Raw genomic sequence first — 15,423 nt, 5'->3', positions numbered from 1 at the left:
GAGGGCGCACTATACTGATACCGCCGGACTTTGTCAATCTGCTTGCCTGAATATAGCCAACTAAGATTTATTGACGCTTCAATGGCTTATTTTAATCCTTTGCATAAAGCTGGCTGCTACCGTCCATTTCACCTGTCTGCACATACAGCATGGGTTTGCCGTCACGCAGTTTGTTTGCCGCCAGTACTTCGCAGATGGCGATTTTATGGTCGCCTGCATCGGCATAATGGCTGATCCGGCAATCGAAATAGGCCAAACCCGTGGCTAAGATCGGTGCGCCGGTGCAGTCTTGTTGCCAGACAAACCCCGCCATTTTGTCGGCTATATCATTGCGCCCAAAATGGCCGGCGATAGCCAGTTGTTCCTGGCCCAACACGTTTACGGTGCAGATGCCGCCCGCTTGTAGAAGTTGGTAGGAATAATTGTGCGGGTTGATGCTGATTGCCAGCAACGGCGGGTTGAAGGAGACTTGCATCACCCACGCGGCAGTGAAGGCGTGGTGATGCCCACCGTCACTGACACCAATAATATAGACCCCCGTGTTGATATTCTTAAACAGCTCTGGTAATTGTGTCATCATGTTCTTGTACCAATTGGATACGCATTGATAAATCAATAGCTTGCAGGTTTTTGGTCAACGCACCGATGGAAATGTAATCCACGCCTGTTTCGGCGATGCGGCGGATATTTGTGAGATTGATATTGCCGGACGCTTCCAGTTCGACGGTCCCAGCGGTTAGGGCAACGGCGGTTTGCAAATCGTCTACTGTAAAATTGTCGAGCATGACGCGCTCAGGATTGGCAGCCAGTGCTTCGGTCAACTCTTGCAAGGATTCCACTTCGATTTCGACCGGAGCGGTCGGATGCGCCCGCGCCGCTTGCACGGCTTTGGTGATGGAACCGGCGGCGATGATATGGTTTTCTTTGATCAACACGCCATCATACAAGCCCATCCTATGATTGTGGCAACCCCCACAAGCGACAGCATATTTTTGGGCTTTTCTCAGTCCAGGCAAGGTCTTGCGGGTATCCAGCACCTTGCAACCCGTACCTGCCACCGCATCGGCGTATTGTCTGGCAATGGTGGCGGTGGCCGATAAGGTTTGCAGGAGATTTAAGGCGGTGCGCTCACCCGTCAATAAGGCCCGGGCGTTGCCAGCCAGGGTGCATAATAGGGTGTCGGCGTTGACCCTATCGCCCTCCGCCACTTGCCAGATGATCTTGACATTGGCATCCAGCGCGGTAAATACGGCGTTAAACCAGGCTTGTCCACAAACCACCATCGTTTCACGGGTGATGACTTGGGCTTGTGCCGACATGCTTTCAGGAATTATCGTTGCGGTGATGTCGCCGGAACCGATGTCTTCATCGAGAAAAACTTGTATTTCGGCAGTTGCTACAAAATTGGGCATAGTATTTATTTTAAGGTGTTCAAAAAAGTCAAATCAAACGGTCATAAAGCCGTAGAATAACACGGTTAAAAAGCCACTACTAAGCAGAATACATGGGTTCAAAATTATCAGTCAATAACCACCGCTCCGACGTGATCGGCTTAACCTACATCTATCCCGTGCTGTCCAGACGTGCGGGCGGCTTGTCTATCGGCATCAACTTCAACACCAATAATACCTGCAATTGGCGTTGCGTTTATTGCCAAGTGCCTAATTTGACTATCGGCGCGGCTCCGCCCATTGATTTTGACTTGCTGGCTAAGGAATTGCGCCTGTTTCTTGACGATGTGCTACACGGCGATTTCTATGACCGTTTTGGGGTGGATGCAGACAAACGGGTGATTAAGGACATTGCCATCGCCGGCAATGGCGAGCCAACTACGCTAAAAGACTTTGCGCGGGCGGTCGGTTTGATTGGGCAGATTGCTACGGAGGCGGGCGTATTTCCTGCCAGCGATTATGTGTTGATCACGAACGGTAGCTTGATCCATCTACCCAGGGTACAAGAGGGTTTGAAGATATTGAACGATTACCACGGGCAAGTTTGGTTTAAGTTTGACAGTGCAACGGAAGCAGGCCGGAAGCTGGTCAATAACTCCAGCCAAAGCTGCCTGGCGGCGGTGGAAAATTTGCTGATTGCCAGCCAGCTCTGTCCAACCAAACTGCAAACCTGTCTGTTTGATTTTGCAGGCCGTGGTTTGCCCGATAGCGAAAAATTAGCTTATCTGGAAATTTTAAAACAGATTAAAAACCACAGTAATGTACATAGGATTATGCTGTACACCATAGCCAGGCCGTCAGCGCAACCGGAAGCCGGGCAGTTGGCAAAGCTACCCGCAGAAACGATGGAGGCATTTGCCGCTGAAATCAGGGCACTGGGGCTTGACGTTTCGGTGAGCGTTTGAAGCGGTGATCCGCAATGCAGGCAATCCCTATTGATTAAGGGATAAGCTTGTCACAGATAAGGATTTGGCCATTAATAACTTCCCGATATTAAGACCTGACAGGTTTTTGAAACCTGTCAGGTCTAGGGTTTCAAGAATGGTTCAAGGAAGTTATTTTTAGCCAAATCCTAAGCAGGGAAGAATGGGCGAATCCTTGCCCACCAACTTGGTTTAAGCGAAAAACTTAAACTACATCCAAATTTTCATCTTCGTAAATCCGCGTTTTTTTCCAGCCTAAGAATTTTTCGTCATGGAATTCCAAATCATTATCTATGGCGTATTCGTAACAGCTTCTGAACAAACGCGCGGTGCGGAAAGCGTGCAGTTCATCATCGGCGGTAACCCGTTCGACATTGCCCACCTGGAAAGTTTTGTTGCGTGCCTTGCCATTGCAGACCCAGAATACCGTATAGCATAAATAGCTTTTGTCTTTGCGATGGTCAAATTTGATGGTTCTGGATACGCCAGTCAAGCCCGTCGTGGTTTTGTTTTTAGGCGGTTTCAAAAAGCGGGTTTTGCTGCCTTTCAACACCACCAGCATCTGGTCGCGCCAAGTGATGGCGGCCTGCAAGGATTTATTCCGGTTGCCCCAAAGCTTATGCGAAAAATAACGGCTGCTCTCTTTGCCACGCCTGACAATCCGCACTTGATAACCGAATACGTCGGGTTCTGTAATATGTTTGTTTTTTTCCATGGAAATACCCTTCCCCAAGAATAGTATGCCGTTAGCGGCAAGGTTATGCCGCCATCAGCCTGTAGTTTTAAAAAATCGTCAACCAATTTGTAATTTAGCTGTAATAATTATCGCTAAAGACACTGCAAATGCAAGCAAAAAAATAATAGCACTAGACAATTCCTGACTAATCTAGTGTAGAATAAGCGCCACTCCACTGGCATAGTGGCTGATAAAACCCAATAACACTTTATTTTTCAATATCTTGGAGATAGTCAATGAGCGTATTAGTTGGTAAGCAAGCCCCTGATTTTACAGTTCCTGCCGTATTAGGCGATGGTCAAATAGTTGATTCTTTCAGCTTCTCTGAAACGACTAGCGGCAAATATGCCGTAGTATTTTTCTACCCATTAGATTTCACTTTCGTCTGCCCTAGCGAGTTGATCGCATTGGATCACCGCATGGACGAATTCAAAAGCCGTGGCGTGGAAGTGATCGCCGTATCAATTGATTCACACTTTACCCACAACGCATGGCGCAACACCCCTATCAACAAAGGCGGTATCGGCCCCGTCCGTTACACAATGGCGGCTGATTTGTCACATGGCATTTGTAAAGCTTACGATGTCGAAGCCGCCGCTGCCGTTGCTTACCGTGGCACTTTCTTGATTGACCGTAGCGGCGTGGTGCGTTACCAAGTCGTCAACGACCTGCCATTAGGCCGTAACATGGACGAATTGTTACGCATGGTTGACGCATTGCAATTCCACGAAGAACACGGCGAAGTTTGCCCGGCCGGTTGGACTAAAGGCGATGCCGGCATGAACGCCAGCCCAGCCGGAGTCGCTGAGTATCTGGACAAAAACGCTGACAAACTGTAAGCATTTTTAGCTAAACCTAGCTAAAAATAACAAGGCGCGTTGTTTCGGCAACGCGCCTTTTTTATTGGTCTGCGTCAGAATTTCTTTCAATTTTTTCCATTTGCCACATACGCCGGGCGTACACCATGAAACGCCCAATCCGTTGCAAAAATACTAATAACGTCACCTGATTGAATTTCGATTTCGAACTTACTGTTTCCCACTTGGCGTAATGAGTTGACAGAAATGGATGCCCCCCATGGTTCATGCCTTGGTATGTTGATTTGGGAAAGACCATTGAAGACAAGCAGGCAATTTTTCTCAACAAATGTTTCTAATTGGAAAACACAAATCCCCCCTTTCCAATCGACATTTATAGAATTCAGTATTGCATCATGAAGTGGTAGCGAATCAAACATACGGTCATCCTAATTTTTGATCAACTTCAACCCAGGCGGCAAAGCTTCCCCGAAAATCTGCTTTTCGTCCTTCTCATCCAATTCCTTAACTTCCTCAATCAATTCCACCCATGAGGCAGGGGCTTTGCTAAGCCGCAATTTACTGCTGATCTGCACCCGCAAATCCTCATCAATATCACGGCTACGGTCGCCGCTCATCCGCGCAATCAAAGCAGAGGCAAAGCCGATAGGCGGGGATTTTTTCCAATCCTCCTGCATCATGCGCAACAGCCAAATTGAGACCGTTTCTGGCGGGATGACATTGTGGCTGCTACCGTGGCACGGAACCCGTGCGCCGATGCGGCCTACCGCCCACCAGGATTGGTCAGGTTCACCGGCTTTTTGCAGGCGTTGTAACAACCATTCGCCCAATTGGATTTTTTGTGCCACGGGCAAGCGTTCCAACACCGCCGCCAAGCGTACAATCTCTTCATAACCGCGTGTTTTCAGTTGCTTGGCGACATTAGGTTGCCGCGCCGAAGCGGGATTGAGGTATTTGCTGATGTCAGAAAACAACCGCTCTTGCGCGGCGCCGTCCAGGCCGCCTGCAATGCGCCGCCACAGCGTCCACCACTCCGTCCAATTCTGGATTTCGTTGACAAACTGGATGCCTTGCGGATATTGCCTCCACAATTGCCCGACCCGCCAGTCATCCAGCGGATAGCCAAACCCAGGCCGCAGACAAAAACCGATCAAACTCAACCAAATACGCTCGTGATTTTCCGAACGGCGGTGATATTTGCCCCCCTCCAGCAACATCGTAAACAAGGCGCGGAGCAACGGCGTCACCCATTCAGGACGCGGGCTGCCGACAATTTTTTCCAAATCGGCGCGTAGGCTTTTCACGGCTTTGGGATCGACTTGTTTGGATTTTGTACCGTAAATGGTTAGGATTTTTTCTTCCAGCCGCTGCATTTTGTCGCCAGACAAGGCCACATCCGCTTGCGCCGAAGCACGATTGTTTTTGCGGATTTGAAATTCCACATCCCAGCGTTGCAGAGGATTATCGACAGCGACGCATTGGATTTTCAAGGTGCCGACTTCAGTTTGCGTGACCGCCAATTGCACGACCACTTCGCTAGCCGGCGCATCGCCATCATTTTGTAAAGCCACGGCGAGCGGCGGCAACGAATGGAAATCATCGGTGATATTGGCGACATCGCCGGGCTTGAACCCGTTGTCGCCCGTGGTCGAAGCCAAATGGAAACGCACCGGCACACCCAAGCGCAACGCGAATTGGCGGTCTTTTAAAATGACTTCATCGCCTTCCTCGCTGCCTTTCGGCAAGATGCACACGCCTTGTTGCTGGTCATCGGTGTCCACCAGCAAGAAATAACTCCGCGCTGCGCCGCCACCGATTTTCAGTTTTTTCTCGCGTCGGGCCACCGCATAACTGACCGCGCCAAATGCCACGGCGAGTTCAGGATGCTGGTTGTCCAGCAACACGGGGGCTTGTTCGCGCCACGAAGCCAACAGCGCCAATAAACGTTGGGTGATCGGTTGGCTACGGAACACGCCGCCGTTCAGCAATAACGCGTCCGGCACAACACCCGCACCGCCCAGCGCCTCTTGCGCGGCGACTTTATGCTGCTTCAAAAACGCCGCGATATGCTTGCTAACGGCGGGTTCGGCGGCATAAGGCAAGCCAAATTCGACCACGCCGCTACGTCTGCGGTCGGGCAAATCGTGCAAGCCGGAGATCGGGAAAAAACCATCTAGCGCAATCGTCCTGGCTTCCTCGCGGGCCAAGATAGCCGAACGCGAACTGCCAATCAACTTGGAACCGCCGCCCAACAAAGTGACGTTGACTTGCTCTGGAGCGTCTTCCGCCAGCAAACGTTCTTTGGCGATGCGGCATTGCTCGATCAATTGCGAAAAATCCGCCGCCGACAAACGCTTGTCCGCAGAACCCAAACGGCTTTCCGCCAAATGCGCCAAGGCCAGGTCGATATTGTCGCCGCCCAGCATCAGATGATCGCCCACGCCGATGCGGGTCAATTTAGGCTCGTTAGTGCCTTGCTCGACTTTAATCAGGGTCAAATCGGTCGTACCGCCACCGACATCGCAGACCAGCAACAAATGCACATCCGCCAAAATTTGTTGCAGTTTTCCCGCATGGCGGTGCAACCAGTCGTAACACACCGCTTGCGGCTCTTCCAGCAAACGCACTTGATTTAACCCAGCGATTTTCGCCGCTTCCAAAGTCAACGACCGCGCCGCTTCATCGAATGACGCCGGCACGGTGATGACGATGTCTTGTTGCTCCAAAGGTGCGTCAGGGAATTTATGCCGCCAGACCGTGCGGATATGTTGCAAATAACTGGCGCTGGCATCAATCGGCGAGACTTTGGTGATGTCCTCGCCACTGCCCCACGGCAAAATCTCCGCGCTATGGTCCACCGACGGATGCGACAACCAGCTTTTCGCACTGGTGACGAAGCGGCCCTTGGTTTTTGCGCCCAACACCCGCGCCGCCTCGCCTATCACAGCGTCTTCCCCGGCGGGTGAAAAACTGACATCTGCCGCCGACAATTCGCCTTCAGCCGGATGGTAACGCACCGACGGCAGCAACGGCCTGGCCGCCACCTGCCCCGGTGCAATGAGTTGTTCGATGGGAAAAATCTGGATGTCGGCGGTTTTATGGTCGGCTTCGGTGCTGATGCGGGAATAGGCAACCACGGTGTGGGTGGTCCCCAAGTCGATGCCGACTAGATAAGTTGAAGCTGGATTTTGCACAGTTTGTAATGGTTCTAAAAGTGAAGGGGGGCTTTTAGGTTTATTACATAGCAATGGGTATTTTGCAAGTTGGTTTTTGTCGCCAAGCTGGTTCGCCAGCAAAATCATCCGTATTCCGCTATCGCTACATAAGTAGTTGTGCATATATTTTTTAACATTTTAAGAGAAGCTGTCATTCCGGCAATCCCTGCCGGAATGACGATGCTTCCTCAATATTGTAGTGAAAACAGTGGACGTTTGTTCTGTGAAAATCAATGTTAAAAAACTTTTTCACCCTACTTACCTGCGAGATTGCAGGACTAAGGATATGGCAAAAAATAACTTCCGCTAATGATTCCCACGCAGAACGTCCACTGCCCACAGTTAAGGAATAAATATTAATATTCATGCGGTTACGATTACATTTTTTTAATTAAATTAAACTCTTAACTGTGGGCAGTGACGCTCTGCGTGGGAACAATAATTCGGCAGATTATTTTCAACCAAACCCTAAACAACTCATCCAACCTAAAAATAATCTTGCATTTATTTTAAAAATGTGAGTCTTTCATCATCAATGCGTTTTGTGAGGACTATACTTGTTGATATAAGCATTACGAAACAGGGTTGTCTTTAACTTGGGCAGGACGGGGTTTTGCAAGGCCCGTCCTAAAACTTTCAAGATGCCGACAAACCATTAAAGCCTGTGAGGGAGCGCGGTCATCTTGACCGCAACCGGAGCGGGGCGGGGTTTTGCAACTCCGTTCTGAACGTTTCAAGATACCGACAAGCCATTAAAACCTGACGGAACGGGCCGCTTAAGGCGCCTACTGTTGGAACAAACCCGTTCCGGTCTGTTCCAGCCAGCTTGCCCGACCCACGCATTTATTTTGACGGCAATGCCGTCAACCCGTGTGCGGCTACAGATCCGATCCCTCGCGGGACGCCGTTTGCCGCCGCCTTTTTCCGAAGTTTTTTAGTTGATGAGGAAACAAACCATGAAAAAGAACAAGTATTGTCGGCTGCTGCCGATATTGATATTGGCCTTGCTGCCGGGCCTGGGCGAGGCACTGACGGCCTCGCCGCCTGCCGCCGCGCCATCGGCGGTGCGGGTGGAGGGGGCGGTCAGCCGCGCCGTGGGGGTGACGGTGACGCGCACGGGGCAAGGCCTGCACATCAGGACGGCTTGGGTTTCGGCGAAGTGACCGCCTGGGTTTGGCAGGACGAGGACATCAGCGGGGCGTTGCAGGCGGCTCTGGCTGACCACACCGCCGCTATCCAGGAAACGGCGGTTGGCTTTGAGATGGACTGGCGGCAACCGCCGGAGCGGGTGATGGCAAACGGCGACGGTCGCTTGCGGGTCGAGGCTGCCGCCCAAGGCATTAGCGTAGCTTCCACCGCCCCAATCAACTGCCCCGTGCAAACCGTGTTCGGTGCCGCCACCCGCCCCGCGCGGGCGGTGGACGCCGAATGCGACTACAGCGGCCTCACCTGCCTGCAACCCGGGCAACGCCACACCGGCATGAATTTCTCCGGCAGCGGCGAGGCCACCGCCATCGCCCTGGGCATCGTGGTGCGCGTGGAAACCCTGAACCCGCAAGACCACAGCATGGGCAACAACGTCATTCTGCGCCATGTCCTGCCTGGCCCCCACTGCGCCGTTGTCTACAGCAGCTACTCGCACCTCGCCAGCATCGACGCCGCCATCACCGCAGGCACGCAGGTCGCCCAAGGCCAGACCCTGGGCGTCATCGGCGGTTCCGGCAACGGCAATGCCGACACCTTTGCCCCGCACCTGCATCTGGAAATGAAGGCCAAGGCGATCCCCGGCAACCCGTTTGGCTCAGGCAACCAGAGCCAAGACTGTGCCACCGACCCCTTGAACGCCAAAGCCGGGACCTGTTTCCGCTACGTCGGCAATGCCGCATCGCCGCCCACCACCCCCAACAGCCACGGCTACCTGAACCCCGTCGGCTACCTGGACAAGACCCTCACGCTGCCGGTGTATCGGGAGGTCAGCGCAGGCGGAGCCCACATCTGCGCCCTAAAGGCCGACAACACCCTGACCTGCTGGGGAAACAACGAAAAAGGCCAAGCCACCCCGCCCGCCGGGACGTTCCGGCAAGTCAGCGCGGGCGGCACCCACACCTGCGCCCTCAAGGCCGACAATACACTGACCTGCTGGGGCGAAAACAAATATCGCCAAGCTACCCCGCCTGCCGGAAAGTTCCTGCAAGTCAGCGCGGGCGACTTCCACACCTGCGCCCTAAAGGCGGACAACACCGTGGCCTGCTGGGGGCAGCGCCATTACGGCCAATCCACCCCGCCTGCCGGAGCCTTCCAGCAAGTGAGTGCGGGGGGGGCTCACACCTGCGCCGTCAAGGCCGACAACACCGTGGCCTGCTGGGGAAACAACGAAAAAGGCCAAGCCGCCCCGCCTCCAGGGACTTTTCAGCAAGTGGGCGCGGGTGCTTTTCATACCTGCGCTCTCAAGGCGGACAACACTCTGGCCTGCTGGGGCGATAACGCCTACGGCAAAGCCACCACGCCCGCCGGGACGTTCCGGCAAGTCAGCGCGGGCAATGATCACACCTGCGCCCTCAAGGTGGACAGCACCCTGGCCTGCTGGGGTGCTAACGGCTACGGCCAAGCCACCCCACCCACCGGAGCTTTCCGGCAGGTCAGTGCGTATGCCTATCATACTTGCGCCGTGAGGGCGGACAACACTGTGGACTGCTGGGGGGAAGACGCCACCCCGCCCGCCGGGCAGTTCCGGCAAGTGGAAATGGGCATCTTTCACGCCTGCGCCGTCAAGGTGGACAATACCCTGGCCTGCTGGGGCTGGAACTACTACGGTCAAGCCACCCCGCCCACCGGGGTGTTCCGGCAAGTGAGCGCAGGCGGAGCCCATACCTGCGCCGTCAAGGCGGATAGCACCTTGGCCTGTTGGGGAAGGAATAACTACCGCCAAGCCAAGCCACCCGCCGGGAAATTTCTTCAAGTGAGTGCGGGCGGGCATTCGAACAACGAAGGGTCTCACACCTGCGCCGTCAAGGCGGACAAGACCCTGGCCTGCTGGGGCGGGAACTACTACGGCCAAGCCACCCCGCCCGCCGGAAAATTCCTTCAAGTGAGTGCGGGGCAGTCTCACACCTGCGCTCTCAAGGCGGACAAGACCCTGGCCTGCTGGGGCAGGAACCAAGACGGCGAAGCCACCCCGCCCGCTGGAACCTTCCGGCAGGTCAGTGCAGGTGCCTTTCATTCTTGCGCCGTGAAGGCGGACAACACCCTAGCCTGCTGGGGCTGGAACTCCTCCGACGAAGCCCGCCCGCCAGCCGGAGCCTTCCGGCAAGTCAGCGCGGACTGGTATATCACCTGCGCCGTCAAGGCGGACAAGACTCTGGCCTGCTGGGGCAATAACCACGGCCTAGCCGCCCCCCCTCCCGCCGGGAAATTTCTTCAAATGAGTGCGAGCGGCGTTTTCGCTTGCGGCATACGCACCAACGGCTTTATGGCTTGCTGGGGGGGACAAGTCAGGTAACCCGTAAGACGCATATCGTAGGGTGCAATAGGCGGTAGCCGTATTGCACCGCATGTTGGCCTTTGATCATTCGGCTCATTACGCTATCGCTAATGCGCCCTACGCGGGCTAAAAACCGAAAACTTGACCGTTTGAAGCATAAGTGCCTCTTTTGATGGGCCGGACGGGTAATTTGGCCTGTAAATTAGACCGCTTCCAAAAGCTTAGCAGCATTATTCCCCACAACAGGCTGTTGATACTGGGTCATTGAGAAAGCGGATGCCTGGCGATTCATGCGGCAAAGGCACTATGGGGGATTTACCCAACTTCAATTAAAAGCCACGCGCATTGACTCCTGACGATATGCCGTTAAATTAGGTGTATAAGCATTCCATTATGCGGGTACCAATCACGGTAAATTAGCTTTATCACCGCGCAAAGCCGGCCAAAATCTTTGTGATTGCCCAGTTTTGCTGGTTTTTAGCCCAAGCCATTGCTTTAGCCTAGAAAATCGGGAATTACCGTCCTAATGATATGGGAAAGACTTGGGGGCTTTATTGCGTTAAAATAGCAAGTTAGTCAATCTTTCCGTTTACTTTAGCGGCGTTTATTTTCGTCAATCGTGTGTTTTGAGGACATTTTATGCGTAAAAAACTTCTTACCTTTACCGGGGGCGCGGCGTTGCTCCTTAACGCTTCCTTGAGCCAGGCGACCACTGACTTGCCGCCGACGGCCAAAGTTGAGATGGGGCAACCGGAAGAGGTCTGTTCCAATTTTACTGCACCCGAATGGCGCAAAGAACAGGTTATTGACGGCGTAACAATCCAGGCGTCGAATTTGTGTAATCCAGACAACCCTGCCGATATTGCCGCGTTTGTCAAAGGCACGAATGGTGTTTCGATGGACACCTTGATGTCAACCCAGCTTGCCGCCGATGCGATCACGCTGTCAGACGATATGGACGGCGATGGCGATCCTGATAAAATCATCATCAAATTGGAAGTCGTGGAACTGAACGGACATTCCCCCGATGTCAAAACCCCTATCACCACTTTCGATATTGCCCCTGGCATCCAACCGACATTTTGGGTTTATGCGCCGAAAACCCGCGATATGTCCACTTTAAGCCTGTACGAACCGGAAGCCAATGCCTTGTTGCGTGCGCCATCGCCCGTCATTCGCGTCGAGCAGGATGACACGGTCTGGATAGTCCTGGAAAACACCCATTATTTGCCGCATTCCATCCACTTGCACGGTATCGACCATCCGTTTATGGATCATTCCGGCGGCGGCAACGACGGCGTCGGCCAAACCAGCAATATGGACACCATGCCTGGCGAGAGCAAAACCTATGTGATCAAGCCGCGCCAGCCTGGGACGATGTATTACCACTGCCACGTCCAGCCGCACACGCATATCCCTATGGGTTTGCAGGGCATTTTTGTCGTTGAGGAAAACCGTCCGAACAATTGGGTGCAAACGTTGAACGTCGGGGCAGGGCAAGTCCGCCACCCTTCAGTTGCGGTTATGGAAAAATACAGCCGCGAATATGACTTGCATTACCAGAGCGCCGACAAGGAGCTGCATGAAGTGGTCGCCCGTTCGGCGAATGACCCGCGCTTGATCGCCAAGCACATGAACATGGAATACGACGCCACGGATGCGACTGATGATTATTTTATGCTCAACGGGCGTTCTTTCCCGTACACCTTGCGCGAATCCCTGATTGAAATGGAGCAGGATAAAAAAGTGAAACTGCGTGTCCTGAATGGCCACACCGAATCCTTTGCCCTGCACATCCACGGACATAAACCCACCATCACCCATTATGATGGTGTCGACAACGGCCCTTCATCGTATATCCAACGCGATGTGCATGGCATGGAACCCGCGCAACGGATAGATTTGGAATTGAGCGGTGTTGACGATGGCTTGCATAGCTTCGGCCAGGGCATCTGGATGTTCCATGACCATGTCGAAAAATCTTTCACCACTAACGGCAACGGCGAAGGCGGCGATATTAGCCTGGTGGTTTATAAAGACTTTCTTGATGATCGTGGCATACCCAAAGCCCACGGCATGAGCTTGGCCCCTTATTTCACCAAGGCTTTTTGGCAACGCAATTACCCTATCTGGCAAGATTATGATGCCTGGCGTAGCTTAGGTTTGCCGGATCTGAAAGCCGATTACCAACCTTCCAAAGTCGCCGTGCAAGCTACGCCTGTCAAAACCGATGCTAACGGCACAACTGTCGAACAAAGCCCGGCATTTGGCAAATTATTGCAAGGCCTGTTATTAGGTTTGTTAAGCTATGCGGCAATTGTCAAACGTCAGTTGATTATTGATTTTTCCCGAGATTTAGTGAAAAAAGTCAGCGGAAAATAAGCGGCTGCACGGCAGCCAAGGGCTTAAGCCCTTGGCTGCCAATCCTTAAAAACATTTCAAAAACCCTCTTCACCTGCCGGGGCTTTCAACATCAAGGCCACCTATCAAACCACAGCATCCCGCCTGTCTTTATGAGCAACAACAATACCGGATATTCCATACTCAACGGTGATGCCGCCGGCTTGGCCCAAAAAACCGTTTTGGTCCTGGGCATAGGCCGTGGCGGCACGTCTATGGTCGCTGGTGTGTTGTCGAAACTCGGTATTTACATGGGTGATGGCTTGTCTTCACGCTATCAGGATACTGCCTTACTTGATTGCCTAGATCGTAACGATAAAAAGCAAGCCAAAAAAATTATCCAAAAACGCAACAACGCTTATCCGGTCTGGGGCATAAAAAAACTGCGTTTATGGCAATGGCGGCACTTGTTCCGCCAACCCGTATACGTCGTGATACTCCGCGACCTGTATGCGACCGCCAACCGCCGTGTCACCATCTATAACATCTCGCTGCTGACAGAGATGTTCAAGGTGCTGGCCCTAAATTTTAAGTTGCTATTGTTTTTGCGTTTTACCAAACGCCCGATTTTCATTGCTTCGTATGAAAAAGCCCTGTTGTTTCCTGAAGAATTTGTCACCGGATTAGCAGAGTTTTTGGGTTTGGACGATGCCACGCAGATCACCGAGGCGGTGGTGTTCATCAAACCGTCACCGCCAACTTACACCAATACCTTGGTCAATTTCAAAGCCATCAAAAAAAACCAAGATTATGTCGGTTATATTGATGTGCTTGCCGCCAACCACGTCTCCGGCTGGGCATTATCAACCTTACACAAAGATCCCGTAGCGGTGGAATTGTGGGTTAATGGCACACTGACCCAAACTATCACGGCCTGTTTGCCGCGTCCCGATGTGCCTAGCCAAAACAAACGTTTCCATGAACTGTGTGGATTTGCATTCCGGCTTCCCGAAGATGCGCTACTGCAAGCGGGCGATAAAATTGATGTCCGCTTTGCAATCCAACAACAAAGCTTAAATAATTCACCACAAGAATTTGTGTAAATTAGCTTGTAAAAATAAGAACATGGATCATACCCTACCCTGTCCCTGCGGTTCAACTTTAGCTTATGCGCAGTGTTGCGCACCTTTCCATTCCGGCGAAAAAATCCCTGCCACTGCCGAAGCCTTGATGCGTTCACGTTTTGTCGCCTTTTATCTGCAAAACAGTGCCTATTTGTTAGCGACCTGGGACGCCACGACGCGGCCTACCAATATTGATTTCAATCATGATGTTATCCAATGGGTACGGCTGGAGATTGTCGGCAGCCAAAAAGGCTTGGCAACGGATAGCAAAGGCACTGTCAGTTTTAATGCTTATTTTGTCCAGGAGGGTGAAGAAAAGGTGATGGGTGAAACTAGCCGTTTCAGAAAACTCGCGGGGCGTTGGTTTTACTTGGATGGGGAAGTCAAAGGTACGGCACTAAAGCCTCTTGCCCAAAGTAGGAACGGGCTATGCCCCTGTGGTAGCGGCAAAAAATTTAAGCGGTGTTGTATGAAGTAGTTTGTGGTCAATTAAAAAAGTGCTGGGATCACTTGCGTCACCCCAGTACCTTTAAAATGCCAAAACATAACAGAAATATGCCATTAACTCAGGTTAGCGGCATATTTAAGCCGTTAAAATTAACGGACGGCTCCGTTGCCGGTTTCGCCAGCGGCAGGTGCAATTGTTGGAGAACCACAAGCAACAAATTTGCTGGCCTGAGCACCGTACCCGCTACCATAGTACCAAGAAAAACTTGGATATGTGCCTTTTAACATAAAAAAATCAACGCAGGATGAAGTTGATCCTTGTGGTTTAATGGTAGTTATTTCTTGGATATTGTAGTTTTTATCCGATCCGATGATCACATTACTGCCAATCACCGGCCATACCTCACCACTGCATTGCGCCATTACAGCGGTTCCTGTGATGGAATTATGTTTACCGTCTACGGTAAGCGTGTATTGGTTACCATATTGGTCCTGAATGCAACCCGCGATACTGACTTGGGCGGCACCGAATAAACCAATGGCCAATAGAGCTGATAACGCAGTTTTGTTTATTGTCAACATATCAATTACCTCATGTACTTTCAAAGCCACCCTTATTAATAATTCCAGAAAACATGGATGGTGTTGGTATCTTCTGGATGTAATTTCATGTGTAAACGCGACAACGCATTTACGGTATAGAATTTACATCCATTAGTTCAGCTTGTCTTTGTAAATATGTCACAACTATGATCGTATCCGTAACATTTAACATTTAACATTTAACATTTAACATTTAACATTTAACATTTAACATTTAACATTTAACATTTAACATTTAACATTTAACATTTAACATTTAACATTTAACATTTAACATTTAACATT

General features: G+C 51.8%; 12 protein-coding genes. 6 read left to right on the top strand and 6 right to left on the bottom strand.

The features are described from left to right. Nucleotides 1–91: 91 nt before the first annotated feature. Entirely contained in the window at nt 92–580 is a 489-nt protein-coding gene (locus PHH59_RS08945) for a flavin reductase family protein (protein WP_300014440.1), read from the bottom strand. Further along, the gene (gene nadC / locus PHH59_RS08940; protein ID WP_300014438.1) at nt 552–1,412 is read right to left on the bottom strand and encodes a carboxylating nicotinate-nucleotide diphosphorylase; all 861 of its coding nucleotides are present in this window, start codon (nt 1,410–1,412) and stop codon (nt 552–554) included. Before nadC ends, PHH59_RS08945 begins: the two co-directional genes overlap by 29 nt. Nucleotides 1,413–1,504: 92 nt before the next feature. Here nadC and PHH59_RS08935 point away from each other — a divergent pair, with 92 nt between their 5' ends. Beyond that, nucleotides 1,505–2,356 (top strand): radical SAM protein, encoded by an 852-nt coding sequence (locus PHH59_RS08935; protein WP_300014435.1) that lies wholly within the window; start codon nt 1,505–1,507, stop codon nt 2,354–2,356. A gap of 223 nt (nt 2,357–2,579) precedes the next feature. On the opposite strand, the gene PHH59_RS08930 is transcribed toward PHH59_RS08935, so the two are convergent. Next, the gene (locus PHH59_RS08930; protein ID WP_300014432.1) at nt 2,580–3,089 is read right to left on the bottom strand and encodes a hypothetical protein; all 510 of its coding nucleotides are present in this window, start codon (nt 3,087–3,089) and stop codon (nt 2,580–2,582) included. 257 nt (nt 3,090–3,346) lie between these two features. Between PHH59_RS08930 and PHH59_RS08925 the strand changes: the two genes are divergently transcribed. Beyond that, complete coding sequence (locus PHH59_RS08925; protein ID WP_300014429.1) at nt 3,347–3,949, top strand: peroxiredoxin C; 603 nt, start codon at nt 3,347–3,349, stop codon at nt 3,947–3,949. Nucleotides 3,950–4,035: 86 nt separating this feature from the next. On the opposite strand, the gene PHH59_RS08920 is transcribed toward PHH59_RS08925, so the two are convergent. Together PHH59_RS08920 and PHH59_RS08915 are read right to left on the bottom strand one after the other, a co-directional pair. Beyond that, nucleotides 4,036–4,347, bottom strand: coding sequence for a hypothetical protein (locus PHH59_RS08920; protein ID WP_300014426.1), 312 nt, complete (start codon nt 4,345–4,347; stop codon nt 4,036–4,038). A gap of 9 nt (nt 4,348–4,356) precedes the next feature. After that, nucleotides 4,357–7,122 carry an Hsp70 family protein gene (locus PHH59_RS08915; RefSeq protein WP_300014423.1) on the bottom strand — a complete coding sequence of 922 codons (2,766 nt, stop codon included), beginning with the start codon at nt 7,120–7,122 and terminating at the stop codon, nt 4,357–4,359. A gap of 847 nt (nt 7,123–7,969) precedes the next feature. Here PHH59_RS08915 and PHH59_RS08910 point away from each other — a divergent pair. The 4 genes from PHH59_RS08910 (at nt 7,970) to PHH59_RS08895 (ending at nt 14,566) form a co-directional block, all read left to right on the top strand. Continuing rightward, entirely contained in the window at nt 7,970–10,642 is a 2,673-nt protein-coding gene (locus PHH59_RS08910; protein WP_300014419.1) for a peptidoglycan DD-metalloendopeptidase family protein, read from the top strand. Between the two features lie 621 nt (nt 10,643–11,263). Then, nucleotides 11,264–13,006: a multicopper oxidase domain-containing protein gene (locus PHH59_RS08905; RefSeq protein WP_300014416.1), complete on the top strand. Its 1,743-nt coding sequence runs from the start codon at nt 11,264–11,266 to the stop codon at nt 13,004–13,006. A gap of 131 nt (nt 13,007–13,137) precedes the next feature. After that, a complete protein-coding gene (locus PHH59_RS08900; protein WP_300014414.1) occupies nt 13,138–14,067 on the top strand; it encodes a hypothetical protein in 930 nt (309 codons plus the stop codon). 22 nt (nt 14,068–14,089) lie between these two features. Beyond that, on the top strand, nt 14,090–14,566 hold the full coding sequence (locus tag PHH59_RS08895) for a YchJ family protein (protein WP_300014411.1): 477 nt from the start codon (nt 14,090–14,092) through the stop codon (nt 14,564–14,566). Between the two features lie 119 nt (nt 14,567–14,685). On the opposite strand, the gene PHH59_RS08890 is transcribed toward PHH59_RS08895, so the two are convergent. After that, entirely contained in the window at nt 14,686–15,117 is a 432-nt protein-coding gene (locus tag PHH59_RS08890; protein WP_300014408.1) for a hypothetical protein, read from the bottom strand. Nucleotides 15,118–15,423 lie beyond the last annotated feature (306 nt).

Source organism: Methylovulum sp. (genome assembly GCF_028687615.1).
GTDB lineage: Bacteria > Pseudomonadota > Gammaproteobacteria > Methylococcales > Methylomonadaceae > Methylovulum.
Note: the sequence above shows the minus strand (reverse complement) of the source record. Positions and strands in the feature narration are given on the sequence as shown.

Coding starts and splice junctions, on each gene's coding strand:
- PHH59_RS08920 (WP_300014426.1), bottom strand. CDS start 4,347: ATGTTTGATTCGCTACCACTTCATGATGCAATACTGAATTCTATAAAT.
- PHH59_RS08895 (WP_300014411.1), top strand. CDS start 14,090: ATGGATCATACCCTACCCTGTCCCTGCGGTTCAACTTTAGCTTATGCG.
- PHH59_RS08925 (WP_300014429.1), top strand. CDS start 3,347: ATGAGCGTATTAGTTGGTAAGCAAGCCCCTGATTTTACAGTTCCTGCC.
- PHH59_RS08905 (WP_300014416.1), top strand. CDS start 11,264: ATGCGTAAAAAACTTCTTACCTTTACCGGGGGCGCGGCGTTGCTCCTT.
- nadC (WP_300014438.1), bottom strand. CDS start 1,412: ATGCCCAATTTTGTAGCAACTGCCGAAATACAAGTTTTTCTCGATGAA.
- PHH59_RS08935 (WP_300014435.1), top strand. CDS start 1,505: ATGGGTTCAAAATTATCAGTCAATAACCACCGCTCCGACGTGATCGGC.
- PHH59_RS08890 (WP_300014408.1), bottom strand. CDS start 15,117: ATGTTGACAATAAACAAAACTGCGTTATCAGCTCTATTGGCCATTGGT.
- PHH59_RS08945 (WP_300014440.1), bottom strand. CDS start 580: ATGATGACACAATTACCAGAGCTGTTTAAGAATATCAACACGGGGGTC.
- PHH59_RS08900 (WP_300014414.1), top strand. CDS start 13,138: ATGAGCAACAACAATACCGGATATTCCATACTCAACGGTGATGCCGCC.
- PHH59_RS08930 (WP_300014432.1), bottom strand. CDS start 3,089: ATGGAAAAAAACAAACATATTACAGAACCCGACGTATTCGGTTATCAA.